This is a genomic window from Citrobacter freundii complex sp. 2025EL-00176 (assembly GCF_053309355.1).
In genome coordinates, this window is record NZ_JBRYHT010000001.1 from 1,372,755 (window position 1) to 1,393,262 (window position 20,508).

General features: G+C 45.7%; 22 protein-coding genes. 3 read left to right on the forward strand and 19 right to left on the reverse strand.

Features of this window, described 5'->3' with window-relative positions; all coding sequences use genetic code 11:
• The first annotated feature begins 3 nt into the window (after positions 1 to 3).
• Genes ACVXHP_RS06740 through ACVXHP_RS06750 form a run of 3 tightly spaced genes read left to right on the forward strand, consistent with a single transcriptional unit; the run spans position 4 to position 2,746 of the window.
• Positions 4 to 366, forward strand: a complete 363-nt coding sequence (locus ACVXHP_RS06740; RefSeq protein ID WP_447571104.1) for a GtrA family protein — start codon at positions 4 to 6, stop codon at positions 364 to 366.
• Positions 363 to 1,283 (forward strand): glycosyltransferase family 2 protein, encoded by a 921-nt coding sequence (locus ACVXHP_RS06745; protein WP_447571105.1) that lies wholly within the window; start codon positions 363 to 365, stop codon positions 1,281 to 1,283. The genes ACVXHP_RS06740 and ACVXHP_RS06745 overlap by 4 nt, the downstream gene beginning before the upstream one ends.
• Positions 1,280 to 2,746, forward strand: coding sequence for a glucosyltransferase domain-containing protein (locus ACVXHP_RS06750; protein ID WP_447571106.1), 1,467 nt, complete (start codon positions 1,280 to 1,282; stop codon positions 2,744 to 2,746). The genes ACVXHP_RS06745 and ACVXHP_RS06750 overlap by 4 nt, the downstream gene beginning before the upstream one ends.
• A gap of 3 nt (positions 2,747 to 2,749) precedes the next feature.
• Here ACVXHP_RS06750 and ACVXHP_RS06755 read toward each other — a convergent pair whose 3' ends face one another.
• The 19 genes from ACVXHP_RS06755 to ACVXHP_RS06845 all read right to left on the reverse strand — a co-directional run bounded on the left by ACVXHP_RS06755 (position 2,750) and on the right by ACVXHP_RS06845 (position 20,507).
• The gene (locus ACVXHP_RS06755) at positions 2,750 to 3,421 is read right to left on the reverse strand and encodes a hypothetical protein (RefSeq protein ID WP_447571107.1); all 672 of its coding nucleotides are present in this window, start codon (positions 3,419 to 3,421) and stop codon (positions 2,750 to 2,752) included.
• A gap of 106 nt (positions 3,422 to 3,527) precedes the next feature.
• Positions 3,528 to 4,775 carry a glycerophosphodiester phosphodiesterase family protein gene (locus ACVXHP_RS06760; RefSeq protein WP_447571108.1) on the reverse strand — a complete coding sequence of 416 codons (1,248 nt, stop codon included), beginning with the start codon at positions 4,773 to 4,775 and terminating at the stop codon, positions 3,528 to 3,530.
• A 49-nt stretch (positions 4,776 to 4,824) separates the two neighbouring features.
• A complete protein-coding gene (locus ACVXHP_RS06765; protein WP_447571109.1) occupies positions 4,825 to 7,542 on the reverse strand; it encodes a host specificity factor TipJ family phage tail protein in 2,718 nt (905 codons plus the stop codon).
• On the reverse strand, positions 7,539 to 7,919 hold the full coding sequence (locus ACVXHP_RS06770) for a nitrite transporter (RefSeq protein WP_447571110.1): 381 nt from the start codon (positions 7,917 to 7,919) through the stop codon (positions 7,539 to 7,541). Before ACVXHP_RS06770 ends, ACVXHP_RS06765 begins: the two co-directional genes overlap by 4 nt.
• Positions 7,920 to 7,928: 9 nt before the next feature.
• Positions 7,929 to 8,411, reverse strand: a complete 483-nt coding sequence (locus ACVXHP_RS06775) for a DUF1833 family protein (protein WP_447571111.1) — start codon at positions 8,409 to 8,411, stop codon at positions 7,929 to 7,931.
• A complete protein-coding gene (locus ACVXHP_RS06780; protein WP_447571112.1) occupies positions 8,408 to 8,881 on the reverse strand; it encodes a hypothetical protein in 474 nt (157 codons plus the stop codon). The genes ACVXHP_RS06775 and ACVXHP_RS06780 overlap by 4 nt, the downstream gene beginning before the upstream one ends.
• Positions 8,881 to 11,406, reverse strand: a complete 2,526-nt coding sequence (locus ACVXHP_RS06785; RefSeq protein WP_447571113.1) for a phage tail tape measure protein — start codon at positions 11,404 to 11,406, stop codon at positions 8,881 to 8,883. The genes ACVXHP_RS06780 and ACVXHP_RS06785 overlap by 1 nt, the downstream gene beginning before the upstream one ends.
• Before the next feature lies 1 nt (position 11,407).
• Positions 11,408 to 11,563 (reverse strand): phage tail assembly protein T, encoded by a 156-nt coding sequence (locus ACVXHP_RS06790; RefSeq protein WP_423243877.1) that lies wholly within the window; start codon positions 11,561 to 11,563, stop codon positions 11,408 to 11,410.
• A gap of 110 nt (positions 11,564 to 11,673) precedes the next feature.
• Entirely contained in the window at positions 11,674 to 12,051 is a 378-nt protein-coding gene (locus tag ACVXHP_RS06795; protein ID WP_114675535.1) for a phage tail assembly chaperone family protein, TAC, read from the reverse strand.
• 52 nt (positions 12,052 to 12,103) lie between these two features.
• Positions 12,104 to 12,601, reverse strand: coding sequence for a phage tail tube protein (locus ACVXHP_RS06800; protein ID WP_033807312.1), 498 nt, complete (start codon positions 12,599 to 12,601; stop codon positions 12,104 to 12,106).
• Between the two features lie 52 nt (positions 12,602 to 12,653).
• Positions 12,654 to 13,019, reverse strand: coding sequence for a DUF3168 domain-containing protein (locus ACVXHP_RS06805; RefSeq protein ID WP_099530396.1), 366 nt, complete (start codon positions 13,017 to 13,019; stop codon positions 12,654 to 12,656).
• Complete coding sequence (locus ACVXHP_RS06810; protein ID WP_447571114.1) at positions 13,016 to 13,501, reverse strand: HK97-gp10 family putative phage morphogenesis protein; 486 nt, start codon at positions 13,499 to 13,501, stop codon at positions 13,016 to 13,018. Before ACVXHP_RS06810 ends, ACVXHP_RS06805 begins: the two co-directional genes overlap by 4 nt.
• Entirely contained in the window at positions 13,494 to 13,826 is a 333-nt protein-coding gene (locus ACVXHP_RS06815; protein WP_447571115.1) for a phage head closure protein, read from the reverse strand. Before ACVXHP_RS06815 ends, ACVXHP_RS06810 begins: the two co-directional genes overlap by 8 nt.
• A gap of 2 nt (positions 13,827 to 13,828) precedes the next feature.
• Positions 13,829 to 14,023 carry a hypothetical protein gene (locus ACVXHP_RS06820; protein ID WP_447571116.1) on the reverse strand — a complete coding sequence of 65 codons (195 nt, stop codon included), beginning with the start codon at positions 14,021 to 14,023 and terminating at the stop codon, positions 13,829 to 13,831.
• Between the two features lie 70 nt (positions 14,024 to 14,093).
• Positions 14,094 to 14,420: a head-tail connector protein gene (locus ACVXHP_RS06825; protein WP_447571117.1), complete on the reverse strand. Its 327-nt coding sequence runs from the start codon at positions 14,418 to 14,420 to the stop codon at positions 14,094 to 14,096.
• Positions 14,417 to 15,301 carry a phage gp6-like head-tail connector protein gene (locus tag ACVXHP_RS06830; RefSeq protein WP_447571118.1) on the reverse strand — a complete coding sequence of 295 codons (885 nt, stop codon included), beginning with the start codon at positions 15,299 to 15,301 and terminating at the stop codon, positions 14,417 to 14,419. Before ACVXHP_RS06830 ends, ACVXHP_RS06825 begins: the two co-directional genes overlap by 4 nt.
• Positions 15,298 to 16,650 (reverse strand): phage portal protein, encoded by a 1,353-nt coding sequence (locus ACVXHP_RS06835; protein ID WP_447571119.1) that lies wholly within the window; start codon positions 16,648 to 16,650, stop codon positions 15,298 to 15,300. Before ACVXHP_RS06835 ends, ACVXHP_RS06830 begins: the two co-directional genes overlap by 4 nt.
• Positions 16,651 to 16,852: 202 nt before the next feature.
• The gene (locus ACVXHP_RS06840) at positions 16,853 to 18,790 is read right to left on the reverse strand and encodes a phage major capsid protein (RefSeq protein WP_447571120.1); all 1,938 of its coding nucleotides are present in this window, start codon (positions 18,788 to 18,790) and stop codon (positions 16,853 to 16,855) included.
• A 58-nt stretch (positions 18,791 to 18,848) separates the two neighbouring features.
• Positions 18,849 to 20,507, reverse strand: coding sequence for a terminase large subunit (locus ACVXHP_RS06845; protein ID WP_447571121.1), 1,659 nt, complete (start codon positions 20,505 to 20,507; stop codon positions 18,849 to 18,851).
• Position 20,508: the final 1 nt, after the last annotated feature.

A 20,508-nucleotide genomic window follows, 5' to 3' on the forward strand; every position in this document is an offset into this window, starting at 1 on the left:
ATAATGTTAAAGCTCTTTGCTAAGTACACATCAATCGGCGTCATAAACACGCTCATTCACTGGGTTGTGTTCGCTATTTGCATATACGCGTTTCACACAGGTCAGGCTCTTGGCAACTTCTCCGGGTTCGTCGTGGCGGTGTCATTCAGCTTTTTTGCAAATGCCAGGTTCACGTTCAAGTCTTCCACCACAACCATGCGTTACATGCTTTACGTTGGATTCATGGGAACACTAAGCGCTGCTGTAGGTTGGTGCGCTGATAGATCTGGCATGGCCCCTATTATCACGTTAATCATCTTCTCTGCCATCAGTCTGGTGTGCGGCTTTATCTATTCAAAATTCATTGTCTTTAGGGATGCGAAATGAAAATTTCTTTAGTCGTTCCGGTCTTTAACGAAGAGGCCACGATACCTATATTTTATAAAACGGTACGCGAGTTTGAAGGCCTAAAAGAGCATGAAGTTGAGATAGTCTTCATCAACGACGGAAGCAGCGATTCAACAGAATCAATCATCAATGCGCTTGCTGTATCTGATAAATTGGTGATACCTCTGTCGTTCACCCGTAACTTTGGTAAAGAGCCAGCCCTATTTGCAGGACTTGATAATGCTACTGGGGAAGCTGTCATCCCAATCGATGTTGATCTGCAAGACCCTATCGATGTCATCCCCCGCCTAATTGAAAAGTGGCAGGATGGCGCTGATATGGTTCTGGCTAAAAGAACAGACCGATCTACCGATGGAAGGCTAAAGCGCAAAACGGCAGAATGGTTCTATAAGTTGCACAATAAAATAAGCAATCCGAAGATCGAGGAAAACGTCGGTGATTTTCGATTAATGAGCCGCGATGTTGTCGAAAATATTAAGCTTATGCCAGAACGCAATCTATTTATGAAAGGCGTACTTAGCTGGGTTGGTGGTCGCACTGATGTGGTTGAATATGCCCGTGCTGAGCGCGTAGCTGGTTATTCTAAATTTAATGGATGGAAACTCTGGAACCTGGCACTTGAAGGCATTACTAGTTTTTCAACATTCCCTCTACGCATGTGGACGTATATAGGGCTTTTTGTTGCTGGACTGTCATTTTTTTACGGAGCATGGATGATTATTGACACACTTGCATTTGGCAATCCGGTTAGAGGTTATCCTTCTTTGCTGGTTTCTATTCTATTCTTAGGCGGCATCCAACTAATAGGGATCGGGGTTCTTGGGGAATATATTGGAAGAATATATATAGAAGTTAAAGATAGACCTAGATATCTTATTAAAGGGAGAAAAAAATGAATTCTAGGAAGTTATTTTCCATTTATCTGTTTGCGTTGGCATTTATTTGTATACCTGTGCTATTGGCATCTCAATACTATGTCGATGACATGGGTAGAGCTGCTCTCGGGTATACGCGCTGGGGAATAGATGGAAGGCCTTTGTCTGATTTTATTATGATGACACTTAATATGGGAGATCATATTGTAGATTTATACCCGCTTCCATTGATATTAGGGATATCATGTCTAGCTCTATCTCTCGTATTGATTAAGGAAAAATTAATAAATGAAAATTCATTTATTGCAATTACCATCCCACTATTATTTATCGCCAGCCCTTCATTGAGCGAGATGCTATCATATAGATTTGACTCTCTACCTATGTTGGTAAGTATCTCTGTAACTAGTCTTATCCTTGCAGTGCGTTATGATAATTATTTATTGCGCATGTTATCATATGGAATAATTTCAACATGTGCATTTTCAACTTACCAAGTTTCTATAAACTTACTTGTAATAATTGGAATGTGCGAGTTTTTAAGGAGGTATATTAACAATGATAAACCCATTCGTTTTTTAATAGAGATATCCATATCTGTAATAGTATCGGCAATAGTTTATCTGAAAATTATCTTGCCATATTTCTTTGGTGGTAATCATGGCGGCAACCATCCCACGCTATCAAATAATAGCATTATATCTACAATACATGTGAATGCCCAAAGGTATTACTCCTTTTTAGATAATAATGTATTTAACAATAACTTTGATTTATTCCTGATAATAACATTAAGCGTATCCGTAATTTGCTCGCTAGTCATAATTTATCAGAAATTCAAAACCAACAAATATAAACACCAAGAGTTTATATTGTCATCTTTTATTGTTTTAATGATCCCATTTTTTGCTTTTATATTTTGCGTTGGATCTCTGTTGGTACTAAAATCAGCAATACCATTCTTTACTAGAATCTATGTTGGAGTTGGTGGTTTTATATTTCTTATAGCATATTACGCATATTCAACTAAGATTAAGATAATGGCCCTGCTTTATGTTCCATATACCTTGTGCATAGTATTTTACTTAGTTATATATATGTTTGCGTATGGCAATGCGGTTAAAGCGCAAGATAAGTATATTTCTTCAATATTTAATGAAATCAAATTCCTTTCATCAAATATTAATTATACAAACATAGCATTTACTGGTAGAGAGCTAAAGCCAGTTATGCTTATCAATTCAGAAAAGAAATTTCCCCTTTTAAAATATAGTGTTCCGCAGTATCTTAATAATTTTTATTGGCCATATCGAAGAATGCTTATGGAAAATTTGTCATTAAGAAGGCCACCCAACGCACAAGAAGTATTGAAATATGCATTGGACAACAAATGCAGGTACTCTACAAAGATCGAGGGGAAAAACTTTTATTTATATCTAGTTAAAGACACAATTATAGTTGACTCTGACAAGAGTTGTAAGTGAATTTTATATATAAACTGAAAACGCCAATGTCTTATATATAGTAGATCCAGTAACCCCAACGGCATTACCGGTCGTTGGGTTTATTAACCTGATATTTAATACACCACTAGATGTAAAATTAGATACAGGAACTAGCATTCCACTGGAATAATTCTCACTTGAGTTAAACACTTGCTGAGTAAATGATAATGGCCTCCTGTCTCCAGCGGTGTAAGAAAGTGGTGAAATATCTACGTTAATACCACTCGCATTTACTGTACCAATATTCATTCGATCGTAAACAGTAGAAATGCTCGCCACGCCAGCTGCGATTTCTAATACACCGTCCATTAGAATTCTACGAGATCCGAGGTTCTGTGATTCTATCGTAAACCATAAATCAGTCATATATGCAATTGCTACGGTATTGGATGGTAATCCGCACCATATACGAACACTGGTTGCCCCCCAATCTACCGGAACTTTCCACGAACATTTCAGCAGCAAGCTGTCTTCATTATGGTTGAAATTTGCCAACGACTTACGCGTTCCGACAGGGTATTCAATACCCATCATAAATTGACCTGACGTAAGTGCTGTTGTTTTTCCTACGCCGTATATTGTGACAATGTCCCCTGGCATTAGCATTACGTCACGATAGACCATCGCCCGACTGGTTGTATCAGGATTCTGCATTCGAATCCTCCCGTCTGACAAAGTTGACACCGTCCCTCTTCCTGTTTGATTGAATGTCCAGTGTGAGAAATTTTTTGAGTTAGTGATAAAAGACATGTACAAATCCTCAATTATTCAAAATATTAGCGTATTCTTTATCAATGGTTACATTGCGTATCCCTAAACTAAGAACAGACTCCAAATCTTGAGGTGTGTATATAGTCCATGAGTTGAGTGTTAACCCCATAGCCTCCCATTGTCTTAATTTATCGTTTCCTATTGATGTCAATGCAGATTTATTAATACCAAGCATACCACCGCCCCATGATGCAAGCGTTTCTATATTCTGATCCATAGTGCTGTCATATGAGTTAATAACCCACCCAAATGAAGACTCTCCGTTAATATTTCTTATGTACTGGAGTGGAGCAAAGTCAAAACAGATATATGTTGTGGAAGAGTTCAGCCCGTACTGACCGATAATCTGATTGTATAACGCGCAATCATCTATGGTTCGATACCCTTTTATTTCAGCTAATAATTTTTTCCCCCTGCGGAGCGCTATTTTACAGACAGGCCCTAGTTGTGGAATGCCTACCATATCTTCATAACGCGTTCCTACAGTCCGCTTAAACCTTAAAGAGGAAATTGTCGACATTGTGTTGTCTTTTATCGCACCTGTCCCGGTAACGGTTTGGATTGATAAATCATCATCATGAAAGCAAACCGCGTAACCATCAGAAGTAGTTTGCATATCAATCTCAAAAGCCTCGGTCTGACACTGACTGTATGCCATAAGTGTTTGTTCGATATACGTTTCAGAATAGCCACGATGTGCATTTATAATAATGCGTCGGTCTGTTGTTGGAATCTCATTCCGTATTGCATTTTTATTGTCTTTTAATGCTTCTTCTACAGTTCCTCCGCCTTCAACTACAACTATAGAGGCCCCTTTCCCGGCATCAGGTGAAGCGAGATCTTTCCTAAGTACATCGCTTACATCTACGGCCAGCCATTTTCCCTCTCCGGTTCCCCCCGACGATTCTGGAGTAGAGCCAGAAGGGACTGTTTTTGGAATAGTTGTAAGATCGTCCCACCGGTACCATGTGTCATTTCTTGTATCCTGGACGATATCACCAGTAGCCGTGACTATCGCTCCGTCCTGAAATGTTCCTATAGGATTAAATCCAAGATTAACCAGTGCCGTTTTATATCTCTCTTCCATTCCGTACCATGTCAGTCTTTGTTTTCCGAAACGGTCTGGCCATATTTCTTTGGATAAATCATTTGAGAGATAATCAAAGTTCTCAGCATTGTCGTACAAATCCTTTGCAGCAGCAGACCCCAGCGGATTGCCGGTGTTGTAAGTCGTCATATGGGCCTCATAAAAGAAAACCCACCAGGGTGGGTTATGATGATATTGGTTAAGCTATATTGCCGGGGTAGGAGGCATTGTCGTATTGATAAAAGGAGTCCCGATACTCTTTGGCTGTTACTTGACATGTTCCGTCAGATTGTGGTGCTATCTCTGAAATTAATGCGCTGTATCCAACACGGGATGACTCGCAAAATATCAGGCGAGGAGGTTCGATAGATGGATCGTTAAGAACGATGTTACCGAAATCAGCCAACTCTGTTACCGAGAGCTTATAGTCTCCTACCATGGTAACTACCAACAAACCAGAAGCCGAACCATCCTGATAGCGTATTAATGCGCGAGGATTGTTAAATGTCCAGTCAAGTGGCTCTGACACAGTTATAGTAGTTACACCGTTACTAGTGCTCATAGCCTCAATTAACGTGCTTATTGTTTTGCTACCTGGAATGTCATCAGTAAAGATAATCCTGTCACCAACGTTATAGCAGAGAGCATCCATTTCCGTTGTAGTCGTGTGAGTAAGACGTTGCTGTCGATACTTCATCAGTCTTCGCATGCCAATCTGATAAGCTCTGTCCTGATCAAGAACACCATCAAGCGTATAGTCCTCAATCTTTACCGGAGTTGGGTTATCTGATGTTCTACACTGCACCGTCTCTTCAGCCCATGTAGTGCCGTTGATATATGTAACATCAACACCATCATAGTCATCTGCTGACGGAGCAACGAAAGCCGTCTGCAGTGGATCAGTCATCTCCTGTGGGCTGATTATTCCCGTCCACGTTTTCACGCCTTCCCTTGCTACAGATGCCAGACCATCGGTAAGAAGGAAGTAACTTTTTCCTGCATTTGTCACCTTCTGAAGCATCTCCAGCGCAGAAACAGAATCCGTAGTGGCATAATCAAAGAATTCACTGCCAGGGGTCCAGTAAGTAGTTTCTAGTGAGTCAATAGCTTCACGGTCCATCGCTAGCCCCAACTCATTACCTATATGATACAGAGCCCCAGAAATGCTTCTTGACACACCAGAATCATAAACTCGTGTGGCCACAATGTTTACGCGGCGATCTGACTGCGCTGCAAGTTTACCACCCGTTTCCACCGTAACCGCCATTGTGGTGACGCCAGAATACGATGTCGGCCGAGACAACAAACGCCCTCGCAATGACTGCCAGTACATGTTATCTCGACTATTATCCTGCCCCTGCTCGTTCGTGCGGCGAGCTCTTACCTCTACCAACGCAGGTGCATCCAGCGTGATTCGTTCGGTGAATCCAAGTCCGTTGATGTTCTGAAGATTGTACGCTCCTGTTTTGCTTATCCACCCGGCACCTGAGCTATATGGTCGGTACTGAATCTCCCACTTCACCTCACGGTTTTGCTTGTTTCCTTTTTTGTTGTACCCACAAATTCCGTTTGGGAAAAAGAAGTTTACTTCGAACATATCAACAACTTCATTTTCTGGGCATGCTAGAAAAGGTCCCATCCAACTATCGTTCTCATTTAAGCCGTTTGCTTCAAAATCAAGAACTGTGCGCGGTGAAAATCCAGGCCATGAAGGATCCACGCTGCCATCAATAATCCGCTCTATGGTTACCGAGCTTCCATCTATATCAATAATCTGATATTCGCTTCCTGCATGGGAAACAGATAGCCTGACATAACCTTCAGGAATCCCCGTGAACGGAGTTCCAGTAGCACTATCATAAGATAGGGTTATTGATGCGGTAATCACGTCTTCACCGACTGGCTCAGAATGAGGTATAAATTCAGCAATGAAAAGTTGGTAATCAATGCTGTTGTACCAGAGAGTTACAGGCATCCCGACATAAGGAGCTATTTCCTCAAGCGTATCACTGGTAATTCTGCTGTAAGCACCATCATTAGTTACTACATAGGAATCAGGGACAATTAACTCAACAATAGCACCAACTGTCCATGTATCTGGAAGGTCATTTGTTGTTTCATCTCCATCATCCGTGCTCAGCCCATTAAATGTTATTGTTGGTCCGGAAACGGTTAGCGAATTAGCAACAACATCTTCCGTGTCAGGTGCAGTTTGCGCCATGTCAAGACCAGATCCAGATGCTGTTCCTCCTACCTCAGTAGAATTGAACCAGTTTTCAGTTCGACGGTCACCGCTAACGTTTTGTCCTGGCTGAAAAACCGTGTAGGAAAATCCGTCTCCAAGAGAGGCGGTTGGGGTTGAACCAACGCGAATATCGCCATCTCCAAATGAAAAACGCCCATTTCCCAATACTACGAACATTTCAACCGTCATGACAGTTGGATCATCAGATGAAAATCTTGTTACCGGCTGTACCGCATAGTCAGGATAAATACGGCTTCGACCAAATAACTCGCGTATCGGGTCTCCTAATTTTGCGTTGTTCGCTTTAGCTGGATTTACATCAAGAGGGTTTCCCGTTCCTGATGAATAACCGCCAAGGTCACCAACACCAGGGGCAAAGAAAAGAGCATACGCGACTGATGCAACTGATACAGCAACGGCAATCCAGGCAAGAGCTACAGCACCATAAGGGACAGGGTAAATTCTGACATCACTGTCTGATTTGATAGCAAATTCAAACCATGCCTGAGGCGGTATGTTCTCTCCATCAATATCAACTGTGATCGGGTGCTTCATATCAGGCTTATAGCCCTGAACGTTCTTCGCAAGCCACTGATGGATAGTTGCTGCGCCATGTTCATGAGTTTCGAGTGGCTCGCCAGGCAGCCGGGAAGGATAAATTCTGATAGTCACTTCCAGAACTCCACTTTGACAAAACGACGTTTGAAACGCGAGACAGGAAGGAAAGTAACGTTCACTCCTGGGTTGCACTCTGCGACATGCAACTGGCCGTTAATTTCAACGACTACACCAACATGAGTAACGGTTGACCCGGAATAACAGGCGGCACCGGAACCAATACACGGCGCGCATTTTTCCAGAGAAAGCATGAGTTTTCTGGCCTCTCGATTTAAACCTCCGTCGTCTTTTGTTATACCTGCAAAATCTGGCCATAGCGGCAGCCCAAGGTCTTTTCGTACCTCGTTCACTATGCCGAAGCAGTCAAGTTCAGGATAAGTGCGACCGCCCTTCTGCCATATGACAGAAAGGTATTTATCAGGATTGAACATTGTTGCTCCTTAACTCATGTAACGAAGGCCGGGGTAATACGGGAGGGTGTATCGGTGGCGAGGCCATGCGGTATCAAGAACGTTCATGTATCCAGCAGTAATCTGCGCCTGCGTAGAGGTCCACGAACCACTCTTAACAGCCAATGTGTATGGAACTGAAGCGGGAGCGCTAAGGTCGGTAGATACGTAGTTACGATAGGTTAATGATGCCTGTAATAGGTTATCCAGCGCGTTACGAATCGCTGTAGAAGTAACTCCATCAATATTGTCGATCGCAAACTGTAAATCCTGTGTACCGTCACTATTTCTGGCAGGAAGAGCAATATCGATAGCCGCTGCCTGAAAGGTAACTTCATCGCCATCTTCAGTGACAGCAGTGATATCGTCAAAACCTTTGCACAAGAAATAAACTTCAGTTCCAATGTTTATTTGCAGGGTTTCAATAATCACCTCCTCACCAGAAGAGGCGTAAAGACGATTGAGAACAGTCATGGTCTGGGCCACTCCCTGTTAAGCGCAATATCAATAATGCTGCTGTTAATAATGTAATCGGGAAAATCTCCCCAGCCAGGAGCAAGAATAGGCCTCTCCCACAGTTCAAGTGTGGCAGTAAATCGCCAGTAATTGCCGCCCTCGATGGTTGGCCCTTCGTAGATGTCTACGAAACGGCAAACGTACATATCTATAATGCCAAGTGGTGATCGAAGTGGCATGTTGAACCAGTCAGCACCATCTTTGATGGTGTCTCTATACCACGCTTCAAAGAGTTGAGCCTCCGGATCTGTAAACAACCATGCCACTGATGCCTGAGTTGGCGTAGAAGTGTAAAGGCGGCGCTGTCTTGCCCTGCCAGATGTAAGTTCTGTTCTCAGTAATGGGCTAACAGGCTTTAACCCGAATCCTTCCTGCAATGGAATAGGCAGGTAATCATTCGGATAGTTAATGCTGGTTGTTTTAGCCATTAACCCGTTCTCCTGTTAGTGTTCCAGCGCATCATAGCTTTTGAAATGCTACCTTTGCCGCTCGCAAGGTCACTGGCTGCCTGTTGATAACCAAGCTTTGCCCCTTCTGTAGTTGCTTGTTTCATCATGGCAATCTGAGTGTCGGAAGGGTCTCCGTTCACATTCATGTTTATAACGGGTGAGAAACTGGCACCCTGAGTAGACTGCTGGTTTACCCTGTCGAGTGTTTCATCAAGCTTTGCAGAGGTCTGAGAAGTAACGACTCGCTCCCCTTTCTGGAGAAGCCAAGTCCCGGTTTCTGGAACGCTGTCGATACCATCGTGCGCCATACCTGCAAGGGCAGAAGTTCCAACGGCTGCTACAAGCGGTGCAGTTACCGCCGCAGCTGTTGCCATCGCTGCAGGCGCAAGCGCAGGACCAACGATAGGAATTGCCGCAGTAGATGCATAAGCGGCGATCTGAGCCTGCAAGGATGATGCCTGCGCGTTTGCCAGCATTGATGCCGCTGCGCTTGCCTGAGTGGATTTACCTACCAGCAATTGCACTGCCTGATATACCAGCCATTGTGCCGCCATATCAGAAAGGGTTTTAATTATTGTTTCTCCAAGGCCAGAGAAAATATTACTGAAGAAATCTCCTAAATCTTCTGCCCCGTGCACAAGATCATTCAGGTTGTCAGAGATGGATTCCGTTGCGCCATTAAGAATGGAGCTCATCGCATCGGCGGCGGTCTGGTAGTAATCAGCAGAGTTATCGGCGTAATCATTCAACGCATCCATAATCCCGCTTTGCCAGTCGCCCATCTGTGCATCGGACTTTTTGTAATAGTCCTGCTGAATATCGAGACGCTCATCAAGTGCCTGCTGTAACGCTGCCGTCTCCTGGTCATAAAGCGATTTGCTTATATCACCACTTTGGTATTGTTTCTGCAGATCTTGCTGCCTGTCGAGAAAACTACGCTGGATATCCAGCAATTCCTTCATGCGCTGGCGAGTTTTGTCTCCCATACCGGCGCCGATAAAATCAGAATCATTAGCTGCCTGGTCATTCTGATTTTGCTTACGCAAATTAGCGGTAAATTCGACAAGTTTCAGATTTTCTTCGTTGGCTTTTTTGAGTGAGTTGAGGCGATCTATCTCAGTAGCAAGTTGCTCAAGTCGCTCTTTCTGAGCTGCATTAATTCCTGTTAATTTCCCAGATGTGAAATCAAAACGCAGCTTCTCAAGCTCGGTTACCTGCTGATTCTTTTTGCCAGTTGTGTCAATCAGTGCTATCTGGCGCTGATAGCTCATTTCCAGAGACTTAAATGCTGACTCCAGTTTCCTAGCCCCGGCATCTGGAGATGCTTTCCCGTTAGTTTCTCCTGAGCCTAAGGAATAATTTTTGCTGGAAGAAGAAGGCGCACCTACAGTGGCCTGACTGAGAGGAAGATTATTACCGGCTTTCATGATGGACAGTCGGCGTTCTAATTGCGCTATTTCAGCTTTTTTCCCGTCAACGTCCATACCAATTCGGTTAAAGCTGGCAAGGAATCCCTGATCTTCTACATCAGCTTTAAGATTGTTGAGGCGGCGCTCTATATCAGTTACAGATGCATTGTCACCTACAGCCTTACCGCCTTTGTACAGGTCAATTAGCTTCCCTGCTTCAGCACCAACTTTAACAAGCCAGGTCGCGAGATCAACAACACCACCAACCAGGTCTGTCAAACCCTGAATAACCTGAGGATCTTTGAATACATCCCCCATGTCAGTAATCGCGTTCTGTAACCCTGACAGGTCAACATTGGCCAGGCCGGTTGCAATCTCAATTTTTACACCGTTTACCTGCGTCTCCATGTCCTCAAACAGGGAGTTTACTTTCACCAGTTTTTCGATATCAGCATCGTCAGGGGCAACACCAAACTGTTTTGCCGCGTCCATATACTGGCGAAGTTTTTCTCCTCCCTGATCAAGCAATGGGAGAAGCTTGGAAAGGTCGTTACCAAGACTTTCAAGAATTGTGGTCTTTTCAGCGTTTGTTTTAATCTTGCCGAGTGCATTGCTGATAGCCAGCAACTGCTTATCTGGTGATTCACTGGCTAATTTCTTAGCCGATAATCCGAGTGCATTTAGAGCATCTACCGCTTCACCAGATTTATTCAGTACAGCATCGCCAATTTTATCGCCAATATCCTTGAAGATATCGGCCATCTGGTCGCCGGATACGCCAGCTTTTTCAGCTGCATACTGCCAGGCAAGCAAAGATTGTGTAGACATATTGAGCGACTTAGCCCAACGGTCGGTTTCGGTAATCTGCTTTGAGGTTGTTTTTAGCAAGTTGTAACCGGCTACTCCGACACCGATAGCTGCCGCACTTGCTGCGGTTGCAAAACCAGTAAATGCTACTGCGGCTGCTTTTGCATCGGCCTGAACCTGTTTGCGCCATTTTTGAGATGCCCGTTCAGCCTGGCTTAAACCAGATACAAATCCACCAACCTTGGCTACAAGATCAATGGTCAGCGTTCCAAGGGATTTACCAGCCATGCTATGTCCACTCCTGCATAGCCTGCTCCAGTGTAATGGAAGGCTCGTTAATGTGTGGTGTGAAGTCTGTTACTTTGAAGGAGGGGGAATCTTTTCCACGGTTGACGTTAGCCAGCACAGAAGAAATAAGGCCAGCGGCCCATTCAGTACGCATCATTCCGTTAAGGCTACCGTACTTTTGACGGTAAAGAACCCAGTCGCGATACTCTGTAACGCTAACGCGTTCTTTTGCTTCAGCAATGGTGCGACCGCCGATCCCGTTGAGAACTAATTCACACCAGAATTCGTCTTCTGCGCTGAGTTCGTCTTTCCCAGGTCGTTAACCTGCTGAATAGCGACAAGTAGAGCGACGGTAAGGTTTCCATCGAGCGCTCCGCGCTCAGGGTCTGCTTCACCAGTAATGTCAGCAACAGTAAAAACAGGATTCCCGTTTTCATCACAAATGGATGATGCGATACGTCCGGCAACACCATCAATCTTTCCCGCGGCTGACAGAACAGTAGATACTGCGTCGTGATAACCCATAGGTCGGATATAAACGGTAGCGGTAATTTCCTTATCACCCTGCTTCCAGGTAATTTCCTTCTCAACAGGTCTCCCAGTGAATGCACCAGCCTGTTTTAATGAATCCAGAGTCAGTTTCATTTATTACTCTCTTATTGCGGGGTTGCCCCCGCTAGTTGGCAGATTATTACGTTTAGCTGGTTGGCTGTGCTTTAGGAACCCAGACGCCCTGGCCGGAACGCTGAATAGTCGCGGAAGTCTGAACTACCGTATTGGCCTGAAAATCAAACGGGAAATCTGATACATAACCCTGGAATACATACCAAGTACGGGTATCTGGAAGAGACAGGCCATCAACTGCATCAGGGTCACCGACTGTTGCAGCAGTAGGGTCTGCAGTACCATCGGCCCAGCCTATAGCGAAGGTCAGGTTGGTCTGGTCGCTTGATTCAGCCAGGTTGCTCAGCATTACGTGACTGGCGTTTGCCGGGTCGGCGTTAAGAGCAACGGTTGCCTGACCCGGGGTGCGCAGACCTTTTTTATAAGAACGAGTATTGGTTTCGCTCAGACAGGTATCTTCAATTTGATCTGCCGGGCTACTACCTGGTGAGAATGAAGTAATACATTCAACTTCACTGACCACGCCGTTATTCAGAACGTACATCTGAGTGCCTTGAGTCACTACTGACATAATTATCTCCGGGTATAAAAAAACCGGCTCAAGGCCGGTTGTGGTAGGTTTGTTATCTGCTGACAATCCAGTCAACATCGAAGGAATAGCGATACCTGAGCGTCTCAGGGTCTCGCGTCTGGTTTCCCCACCTGACTATATTGGCTTTTACCTCAATAGCGTTGCGCATGGCTTTAGCTACAGCAATGGTCTCATCAGGGGTATCAGCATAGATATCAACCTGAAGCGAATACATATCCGCATCTGGTCGTTGATTGAGAAAATTTTCAGGAGAGCCGCTGATGTTCTGCCAGACGGCGTATGGATAAACAAGGTTATCGTCCTGAATGCCGAAAGGGTAAATTCTTACCGGATTGCTTCCGAGTAAGGCAGTGACTTCAGGACTCGACGCGCAAACAGGAAAAATAGGAGCAATCATGCCGTCTCTCCTTTCTTCTGCGCTCGTTTAATAGCACGGTCAATCCCCGCTTCGTAGTTAACAGAGAAGGTGTTGAAAACCTCTATCAGCCTGGAATTTGCAGCAGCACGAACGAGCGGTTTTGCTGCCATTTTTTCAGTGCCAAACTCAAGAAGACGCCAGTGAGGAGTAGGGGCATCTTTCGCAGTGCTTGGATGTTTTTTTAGTACGGCTCCCTGAAGAATGCCTATCCTGAAGGCAAGGTCACCGGTTTGTTTAAACATACGACCATTCCAGCGCAACGCAGCGTTATCAGCAATGCTACGTGCGGTGTGAGGATCGTCGATCCGCTCTGCGTTTCTCTTTATCTGAGTTACGATTACGTTTCCCGCCTTCCTCAGTGCGGAGCGCCCTGTTTTACGCTTAGTTTCCGTGGTAATAGCTTCTAACTTACCAAGCAGTGAATCTACACCTTCAAGCTTAAACTCAATGCTGTCAACCATCCTTTACCCCCTCTGAGCATGGAAGCGTGAGATATTCAAGTCCACTATCAGGGTCAGGAAGAATCCCCTCAATGCTGTAGATTTTGCCACGGAAAAGAATACGGTCTTTCTCCAGGATATCTTCCCGGTATCGGATAGTGATTCTGGCTGTTACTTTTACGTTTGATGCCTGGGCTGTAATGAAATCCCTGACCGAAGAGGCAACCACGCTACCCCACACAACTGCAAGGTCATTCCAGGTGTATTCCATTGCACCAGTAGTAGGTGACTGGATAGCGGTTCTCCGCTGAATGGTGACGCGGTGGCGCAGTTTTGCAAATTCCACAATTACCTCGGCTTGCCATCAAGATAGGTTTGCTGTGGCAACTCATCGTCAATTTCATCAACGAGCGTTTTTGCTATCAGAGATATCATTGTTTCATCAGCCTGAGCCAGACGGTTTATCGCTTCTGCCTGTTTCAGTTGAGACGTTGCCAGCGCTTTCAGTGCCGACGTTAGTTCGTTTACCTGCTGCTCGTTCATAGGCAATCCTCGTCCACTTTTTAATCCACTCGCGCCGTCTGGCGCATCCTGCGCATGCCATACCTGCCCCTTAAATAATTGTCGGCTTACGGAGGTCGTAAATCAGCATCGATACAGAAAAAGGAAGCTCTCCCTGTTTCAACTTTTCTTCTTCTTCGCCGCCGCGGTTACGGTCCAGATAGCCAAGCAGAACCAGCAGAGCTGTCTGAACGCGAGTAAGCGGCTCACCATCAATTAGATTTCCTGAACTATCCACGACTAACGCGCGACTTCCCTGAATGTAGGAAAGTATTGCTGCGCTGCCGCCCTGAATTTTTAAGGTAAGGTCTGAATCTCCGTAATCGTCGTCAATACGGAGATGCAACTTAGCCTCTTCGAGCGTCACCAGTTCGATCATGGCTTATCCCTCAGATCTCGCCCTTTCTTAACAGCAAGCGTCCATCCTTTCGATCCTGTCTCACCAGGCTTGTCGCATGTTTTCTCGTTGCAATGCCACATACAACCACCCCATGTGACCGTATCGCCAGGCTGATATTCGGTACCAGATTTGAATACATCACGATAGATAGTTACCGGGATATCAAAAGACTTAACTTCAAGAGTACCGCTTGCTCTTTCGAGAGAAATTGAGAAGGTTCGCAGGTTATCTTGTTTGACATCAACGCCCGAGACACCGTCAACAATACATTCCCAGCCCCGCATGCCGTGCGTCTTTTCATGGGAGCGCCAAAGGCCGCCTTTGTGAGTAGCATAGGTACCGCGAGGATAGCTTTTTTTCTCGTCAATGAATGGTTCAAGCTCTATTGCAAGAGCGTCACGGCCATCGGAACCAGGTTCAGGATCAGGAATTTTTGACAATAAATCCTGAGCGAGTTTTTCAACGTCTACCGGCTCAGGAATTAACGAATTAACTACCTCTTCGACAAGGGGACGCAGATCATCAACCGTGACGCTTTTACCATCCTTGGGTACTGGAATTGATTCAAAAGCCTGCTTCACCGCGCTTTCGGTAGCATCGGCGATAATCTGGTTAATGTCTGGTAGTTCTGGTGCCTTCGGTAATTCAATTTCACTTACAGCATCGGCAACCATTTTAGATACATCTGGTATTTCTACTGGTTGGAATTCTGGAATTGACTGACGAAACTCTTCCAGTTGCTTCTCCAGATTACTGGCTGTTTTCTCCAGTGCTTGCTGAAAGTCATCTGCCATTTTTTGAATGGCTAATCCAAACTCTTCGCCAAGCGCTTTAATCAGGGATAATTCACGTTCATTCATTTTGTTAATAATCCTCTGAGCATTGATTTCGCCGCGAAAAGTTCTTTTTCGCTTAACGCCTTTCCACTTTCGTCTACTGGCTCTGGCGATGGCTGCATCTGTTGCTGTCCTTTTCCGAACGGGTCATCTGATGCATCGCGTTTGGCCAGTGCTGCCAGACTGTAGTTTTGCTGCTGCAGGAACAGAGAATCACCACCTTCAACAGGAGGAAGATTTTCGCTTTTACGGGCTTCGTTTGGAGTAAGAATGGTGTTTTTGACGCCATCACCCAACACTTTCATTCTGCGTTCGCTGTCCATGCGTAATAGCGCGCCGATATCAAGCTCAATCCGATTTTTTGCACCAAGCTCGAAAGCTTCTTTCAGGAGTGACTCGATAGACTCAATTAGCACCTGCAAGCACTGTGAGTAATATTGCTGCTCAAGTGCTTCAACGTTGTCAGAGCTGGGTATTTCTCCTACGCCAGCCTTATATGCAGGAACATGAAAGGCGGAACAGATAGCGAGATCAGAGAGTTTCTGTTGTTCAACAGTATCAGCATCAACAGCTGACATAGTCAGTGCCTGATAAGCTGCGCCACCGGAAAGAAGACCTGTTTTTCCTGCATTTTCACCGGTGTAACCTGCATCCCATGCTGCTTTAATTTCTTTAGCCTTTTCAGCATCAAGAGAGCCAGGCACAGTGATGATGCCGCTTGGCTTACCACCGTTTTTGAAGAAGTGTGCTGAACTCTCCTGGATATGTTTCCCCTGCATCGCAGCTATTTCGCATGCGTAGATGGGAGAAATACCAATCAGGGGATGGAATAGACAGTTAAAGCGGTCGTGAATTATTTCTCGTGCCGGAACGGTTACTTGTGTCGGCAAACCACTAATCTGGTCAGGACTGATTTGGTAAAAGACAGACCCATCATCAGCGACCAACGGGATGACCTTATCCGGATCAAGAATGCGAAGTTCTGTAATTTTCCCGGAATTATTTTTTACCTTCATCACGTAGGTGTTACCGCGTGAAAGTTTAGAATTCATCCACGTTTCAAAAAACTGAATTGTGTTTTGAAACTGGTTAGGCTTGTTGATTAGTTTATCGAAATTGTCATCAGTAACTTCTTTCCAGATGCCGTTAGAATCTTTGGCCTGAATGGCTGGCGACATCTTTGAAATATCACTGGCTATCAGTGTAATGCAAGAGAACACCGCATAATACGAAAGTACGGTCTCATTCCTGATTTCCATGTTTCTTTGCCATGCACCAGCGAAAGATTCTCTGACAAAGGAAAATATTGGAGTCCAGCCGCGAGATGATGGTTGCTGTAGTGCTTTCTCTTTCCGTCTAAAAGGATTCCACATCAGCCATTCTCCGAGTTAACTTTTTTCTTTTTCGGTCCACCAGCTTTTTTTCCAGCCACATATTCAGCTTTATGCAGCAGAACCAGCACCTTTGCGCACTGGTCATTCACAATTTTCTCATCACCTGGCAATGAGTCATGTGTACGCTGTAGGTATCTGATCTTTGCCATATGAAATGGCGGGGTTTCCCCCGCCCTCCTTCTTAGCTGGTAGCGCCAGTGCTGTAATCAACGCCGGAGATAACAGCGACTGCAGCATCACGGCGGCGTTTCCAGTTAATCCAGCGCTCTGCACGGATGGCCACGCTGTTGGTCTGGAACATGGATACCAGTTCCACTGCCGTTGGGGTGGTGCTGTCATGGGTCGGAGCGCTCTGCATTTCCAGAGAAGCTTCGCGGGACATATCAACAGCCACACCGCCGTCATCAGCCAGGTACACATCCGGTGCATTAACCAGCACCAACTGACTTCCAACATACTGGGAGACAATTACTGGCAGTCCCTGGAATGTACCGCCCAGCATGGTCATGTCCGGGTACTCTTTCTGGCCCAATGCATTTTTACGCATGGAGAGAGTGAGAGCCGTAGTGCTGGACATCAGCCATACCGCGCCATTCGGCTGCAGGTTGTTGGTAATGAATTGACCAAAAGCAGCCGCTGCATCGGCATCCGGATCGCCAGTAGACGGAATCGCAGTGATGCCGTTGGTAATGGATGCTGGGGAAACATCAGCCACTGCCGCTTTTGTCGGGTCGATGAAGTCGGTATCCAGTCGCGCGATCACCGCTTCGGCCAGGGCGTTACGCACCAGAGCATCAGCAGATGGATTTGAGAAACGGATCAGTTCTTCGGTCAGAACTGCAATAGACGCCACTTTGGAAAAACCGAAGGTGATGGTTGCAAAGTCAAACTTGGTCAGAGGCTTGGCTTTACCCTGACCAACCCAGTTAGCAGAACCACCGGAGGTCTGCGCCGGAATGCGAACATTGAACGGCACCTGACGCAGAGACGGGATATTACCCTGACCGAAGCGGCCGATAATGGTCTGAGGACGCAGGAACTCAACGAAGTCCTGTGCATAATCCTGATATTCAACCAACGCTCCAGCCCATGTTGGGTCAGTAGTGGTACCTGCACTAACCGCGGCCTTCAGAACGTGGTGAAGCTTGGTGTCATCTGGATATTGGTTTTTCGCAATCTGTAGCGCTTCAGAACGGCTACCATTACCAGCTGCGAGTGATTTGGCGAAACGGGCAAAGGCGATACCTTTTTCCAGCTTCGGCTCAACGCGAATGATTGATGGAGCGTTGTTTACCACTGCAACTTCACCAGATGCTGCTTTAGTTACTGGCTTGGCAGTTGACGCCATGCTGGTTTCCATATCACGCAGGCGTTTAAGGTGCTCGTCGACCGCTTTGATTTCAGTGGAAGTATTATCGTAGTTTTCTGTTTCTTCTGCATCAAGAGTGCGGCCTTCATCAGCGGCTTTGCTCATGATGTCATTCAGTGAAGCGGCCAGCGCTGCACGCTTGTTTTCAAAACTTTTGATCTGTTCAGCGATATTCATCGTTGGTTTTCCTTTTTGAGAAGTTTGTTTTTGTGCTGTAGCGCCAGCGAATTGATTTGCTTTAACCACGGGTTTCTCATTGCCAAGCGCGGCGAGTAACTGGCGGTCAAACGATTTAACGGTTTGAATCGAACACTCGGCATTCGCCGGGATCGTTACTGCAGAGACTTCAAGAAGCTCCCATTCAAGAAAATGGATGCCTCCAGAGTCGAGATATGCGTATTTAATTGGTTTGAAGCCGATAGAAAGGCCTTTCACAAGACCTGATTTGATCGATGCCCACGCTTCTTCAAGCCTTGCCACCAACTGAGATGGCATGTCAGGTGTTGGCTTAACAAGTTGCGCCGTGATCTGAAGACCTTCTTTCACTTTCTTTGCAGAACAGTTCCCAATAGGTTGGGTTCTGTCATGCTGCCATAGGAATGGGTTTTCACTACCGAACTTCGCACCGTCAGGGTCCATAATGTCGCCGTCACGGTCAGGTGATGGTGTGGAAGCAATCCCGGTGATTATCCGTTTGTCCTCATCCACCGCTTTCACCGTCATGATCGTACATGCGCGGTCAAGCTTCATTTACTGTCCTCCAGAAACGAAAAAACCCGCCGTAGCGGGTCATTAACTGACGTGTGATTTATATGAAAAATACTTGGTAATCTTTCTTTTTCGCTTCAGGATTAAGTGCCATTAGCGAAACGGCATTAAACAGGGCCATAAGGGGGTCAATTTTCCCCTTTCCACTGGCCTGTTTGGTGATGAGGATAGCGTTACCTTTTGGCTCTACTCTGGCGTTGCCTACACACCAGGCCATTAATGGCTGCCCACCATGAATAAGCACTCCCTCTGCAAGCTTGCGCTCTGTTGTCTTAATCGCACCACCAAGTCTCCAGCCCTGGCTGACACCAACCACTGAATCTTCAGGTATTTCAGCTTCAACAAGAGCATCAAGGATCTGACCGACACCAGAAGGGTCAATGCCAATTTTATCCAGCAGTTCCGCATCATTAATACGGCTGACATATTCAGCGACTTCCTCCGTGTCCTGTCCTACTCGTTTTACGATAGTCAGGTCACCGGCCTTAACGAAATCGTTGAACCTGGATTCCTCGCTTTTGCGGCGGCGCACAGCTATTTCATGCGCCCAGGCATGGCCCCATCCAATCCACTCACGGGTTTCTTTGTCACGACCAATAATGTAAAGACCAAGAAGGTCATCAAGGCCACCACCATCTATTCCAACCGTAGCAACCTCAGCTCGCTGAAGGATATCGCTGAATGTTACCTGCCTAATTTGCGGTTCCCAGAAATCAACACCTGCCCATCGGTCACTGCGGAGGTTCAGACCAATTTCGATATTGAGATGTTTTGCAAGGAACTGCTGTAATGTGCCGTCTGTTTTGTTCTGGTTCTTCAGAAGCTGATCGGCAATCCATTCTTCACTTACCGAACGTCCAATATTTGGATTGGTGATGTAGAAATTTTTTGGTTCAAGGTAAGCCTTGCTTTCCACCATAGAGTCAGGGAACTCATACAGGACGCCGAGTGTTTTAAGGTCATTAATCTTCCCATCTCGCACAGCTCGCCAGTAATCAAGGCGTTCTTTGAAAACACCAGCAGGCGGTTCATCACTTTGCGTAGTCAGGAATATAACCCACCCTTCGTTGCGCGATACCTGACCACCAAGTGCTTCCATAAACATGGCTTCGGCATTAGCTCGCTTTCCAAATAACCAAAGCTCATCAACCAGAATGCGCCCTGACTTTTTACCTGAAACCGTATCGGTGTCAGCTGCTACTACTTTGAGCGTATTTCGCGTTACTCGGTGTGTTATGGTACGGATATGGTCCTGAATCTGGAACATATCAGACAACTCATCATCGGCGCGTATCATCCCGGCAGCAGGTTTAAAACTGTTATCAGCAACCTCTTTTGTCGGCGCGAGAATCAGGTGCTCTTCATCTTCACGCCAGCACAGGATCAGCGCGGTCAGCATAATCCCTGCAGCGATGGTCGATTTTGTATTCTTTTTCGAGATAAGTAGTCCATATTCGCGGATTAACTGCTTACCAGTCTCTGCTTCATAGCCACCGAAGATGGCATTAACAAAGTCAAATACCCATTCCTCGGAGCACTCACCAAATGTTGGCTTTCCTGGTAAATCAGAGACGCGTAACTCTTTAAAGATGCCAATTGCCTGTTCTGCCTGATCTCGAAAAATTGGTGGTGGGATGATTGATTGCTTTGCAACCAGAAGAGATTCCCATTCAGGGCAAGCCGTGGTCCATTGAGCCATC

What these genes read in the sequence shown, in the direction of transcription:
- ACVXHP_RS06745 (WP_447571105.1), top strand. Translation starts at nt 363, where the DNA reads ATGAAAATTTCTTTAGTCGTTCCGGTCTTTAACGAAGAGGCCACGATA.
- ACVXHP_RS06780 (WP_447571112.1), bottom strand. Translation starts at nt 8,881, where the DNA reads ATGGCTAAAACAACCAGCATTAACTATCCGAATGATTACCTGCCTATT.
- ACVXHP_RS06755 (WP_447571107.1), bottom strand. Translation starts at nt 3,421, where the DNA reads ATGCAGAATCCTGATACAACCAGTCGGGCGATGGTCTATCGTGACGTA.
- ACVXHP_RS06820 (WP_447571116.1), bottom strand. Translation starts at nt 14,023, where the DNA reads ATGAACGAGCAGCAGGTAAACGAACTAACGTCGGCACTGAAAGCGCTG.
- ACVXHP_RS06830 (WP_447571118.1), bottom strand. Translation starts at nt 15,301, where the DNA reads ATGAATGAACGTGAATTATCCCTGATTAAAGCGCTTGGCGAAGAGTTT.
- ACVXHP_RS06770 (WP_447571110.1), bottom strand. Translation starts at nt 7,919, where the DNA reads ATGTTCAATCCTGATAAATACCTTTCTGTCATATGGCAGAAGGGCGGT.
- ACVXHP_RS06800 (WP_033807312.1), bottom strand. Translation starts at nt 12,601, where the DNA reads ATGTCAGTAGTGACTCAAGGCACTCAGATGTACGTTCTGAATAACGGC.
- ACVXHP_RS06845 (WP_447571121.1), bottom strand. Translation starts at nt 20,507, where the DNA reads ATGGCTCAATGGACCACGGCTTGCCCTGAATGGGAATCTCTTCTGGTT.
- ACVXHP_RS06810 (WP_447571114.1), bottom strand. Translation starts at nt 13,501, where the DNA reads ATGGTTGACAGCATTGAGTTTAAGCTTGAAGGTGTAGATTCACTGCTT.
- ACVXHP_RS06790 (WP_423243877.1), bottom strand. Translation starts at nt 11,563, where the DNA reads ATGATGCGTACTGAATGGGCCGCTGGCCTTATTTCTTCTGTGCTGGCT.
- ACVXHP_RS06785 (WP_447571113.1), bottom strand. Translation starts at nt 11,406, where the DNA reads ATGGCTGGTAAATCCCTTGGAACGCTGACCATTGATCTTGTAGCCAAG.
- ACVXHP_RS06805 (WP_099530396.1), bottom strand. Translation starts at nt 13,019, where the DNA reads ATGATTGCTCCTATTTTTCCTGTTTGCGCGTCGAGTCCTGAAGTCACT.
- ACVXHP_RS06835 (WP_447571119.1), bottom strand. Translation starts at nt 16,650, where the DNA reads ATGTGGAATCCTTTTAGACGGAAAGAGAAAGCACTACAGCAACCATCA.
- ACVXHP_RS06840 (WP_447571120.1), bottom strand. Translation starts at nt 18,790, where the DNA reads ATGAAGCTTGACCGCGCATGTACGATCATGACGGTGAAAGCGGTGGAT.
- ACVXHP_RS06740 (WP_447571104.1), top strand. Translation starts at nt 4, where the DNA reads ATGTTAAAGCTCTTTGCTAAGTACACATCAATCGGCGTCATAAACACG.
- ACVXHP_RS06775 (WP_447571111.1), bottom strand. Translation starts at nt 8,411, where the DNA reads ATGACTGTTCTCAATCGTCTTTACGCCTCTTCTGGTGAGGAGGTGATT.
- ACVXHP_RS06750 (WP_447571106.1), top strand. Translation starts at nt 1,280, where the DNA reads ATGAATTCTAGGAAGTTATTTTCCATTTATCTGTTTGCGTTGGCATTT.
- ACVXHP_RS06795 (WP_114675535.1), bottom strand. Translation starts at nt 12,051, where the DNA reads ATGAAACTGACTCTGGATTCATTAAAACAGGCTGGTGCATTCACTGGG.
- ACVXHP_RS06760 (WP_447571108.1), bottom strand. Translation starts at nt 4,775, where the DNA reads ATGACGACTTACAACACCGGCAATCCGCTGGGGTCTGCTGCTGCAAAG.
- ACVXHP_RS06825 (WP_447571117.1), bottom strand. Translation starts at nt 14,420, where the DNA reads ATGATCGAACTGGTGACGCTCGAAGAGGCTAAGTTGCATCTCCGTATT.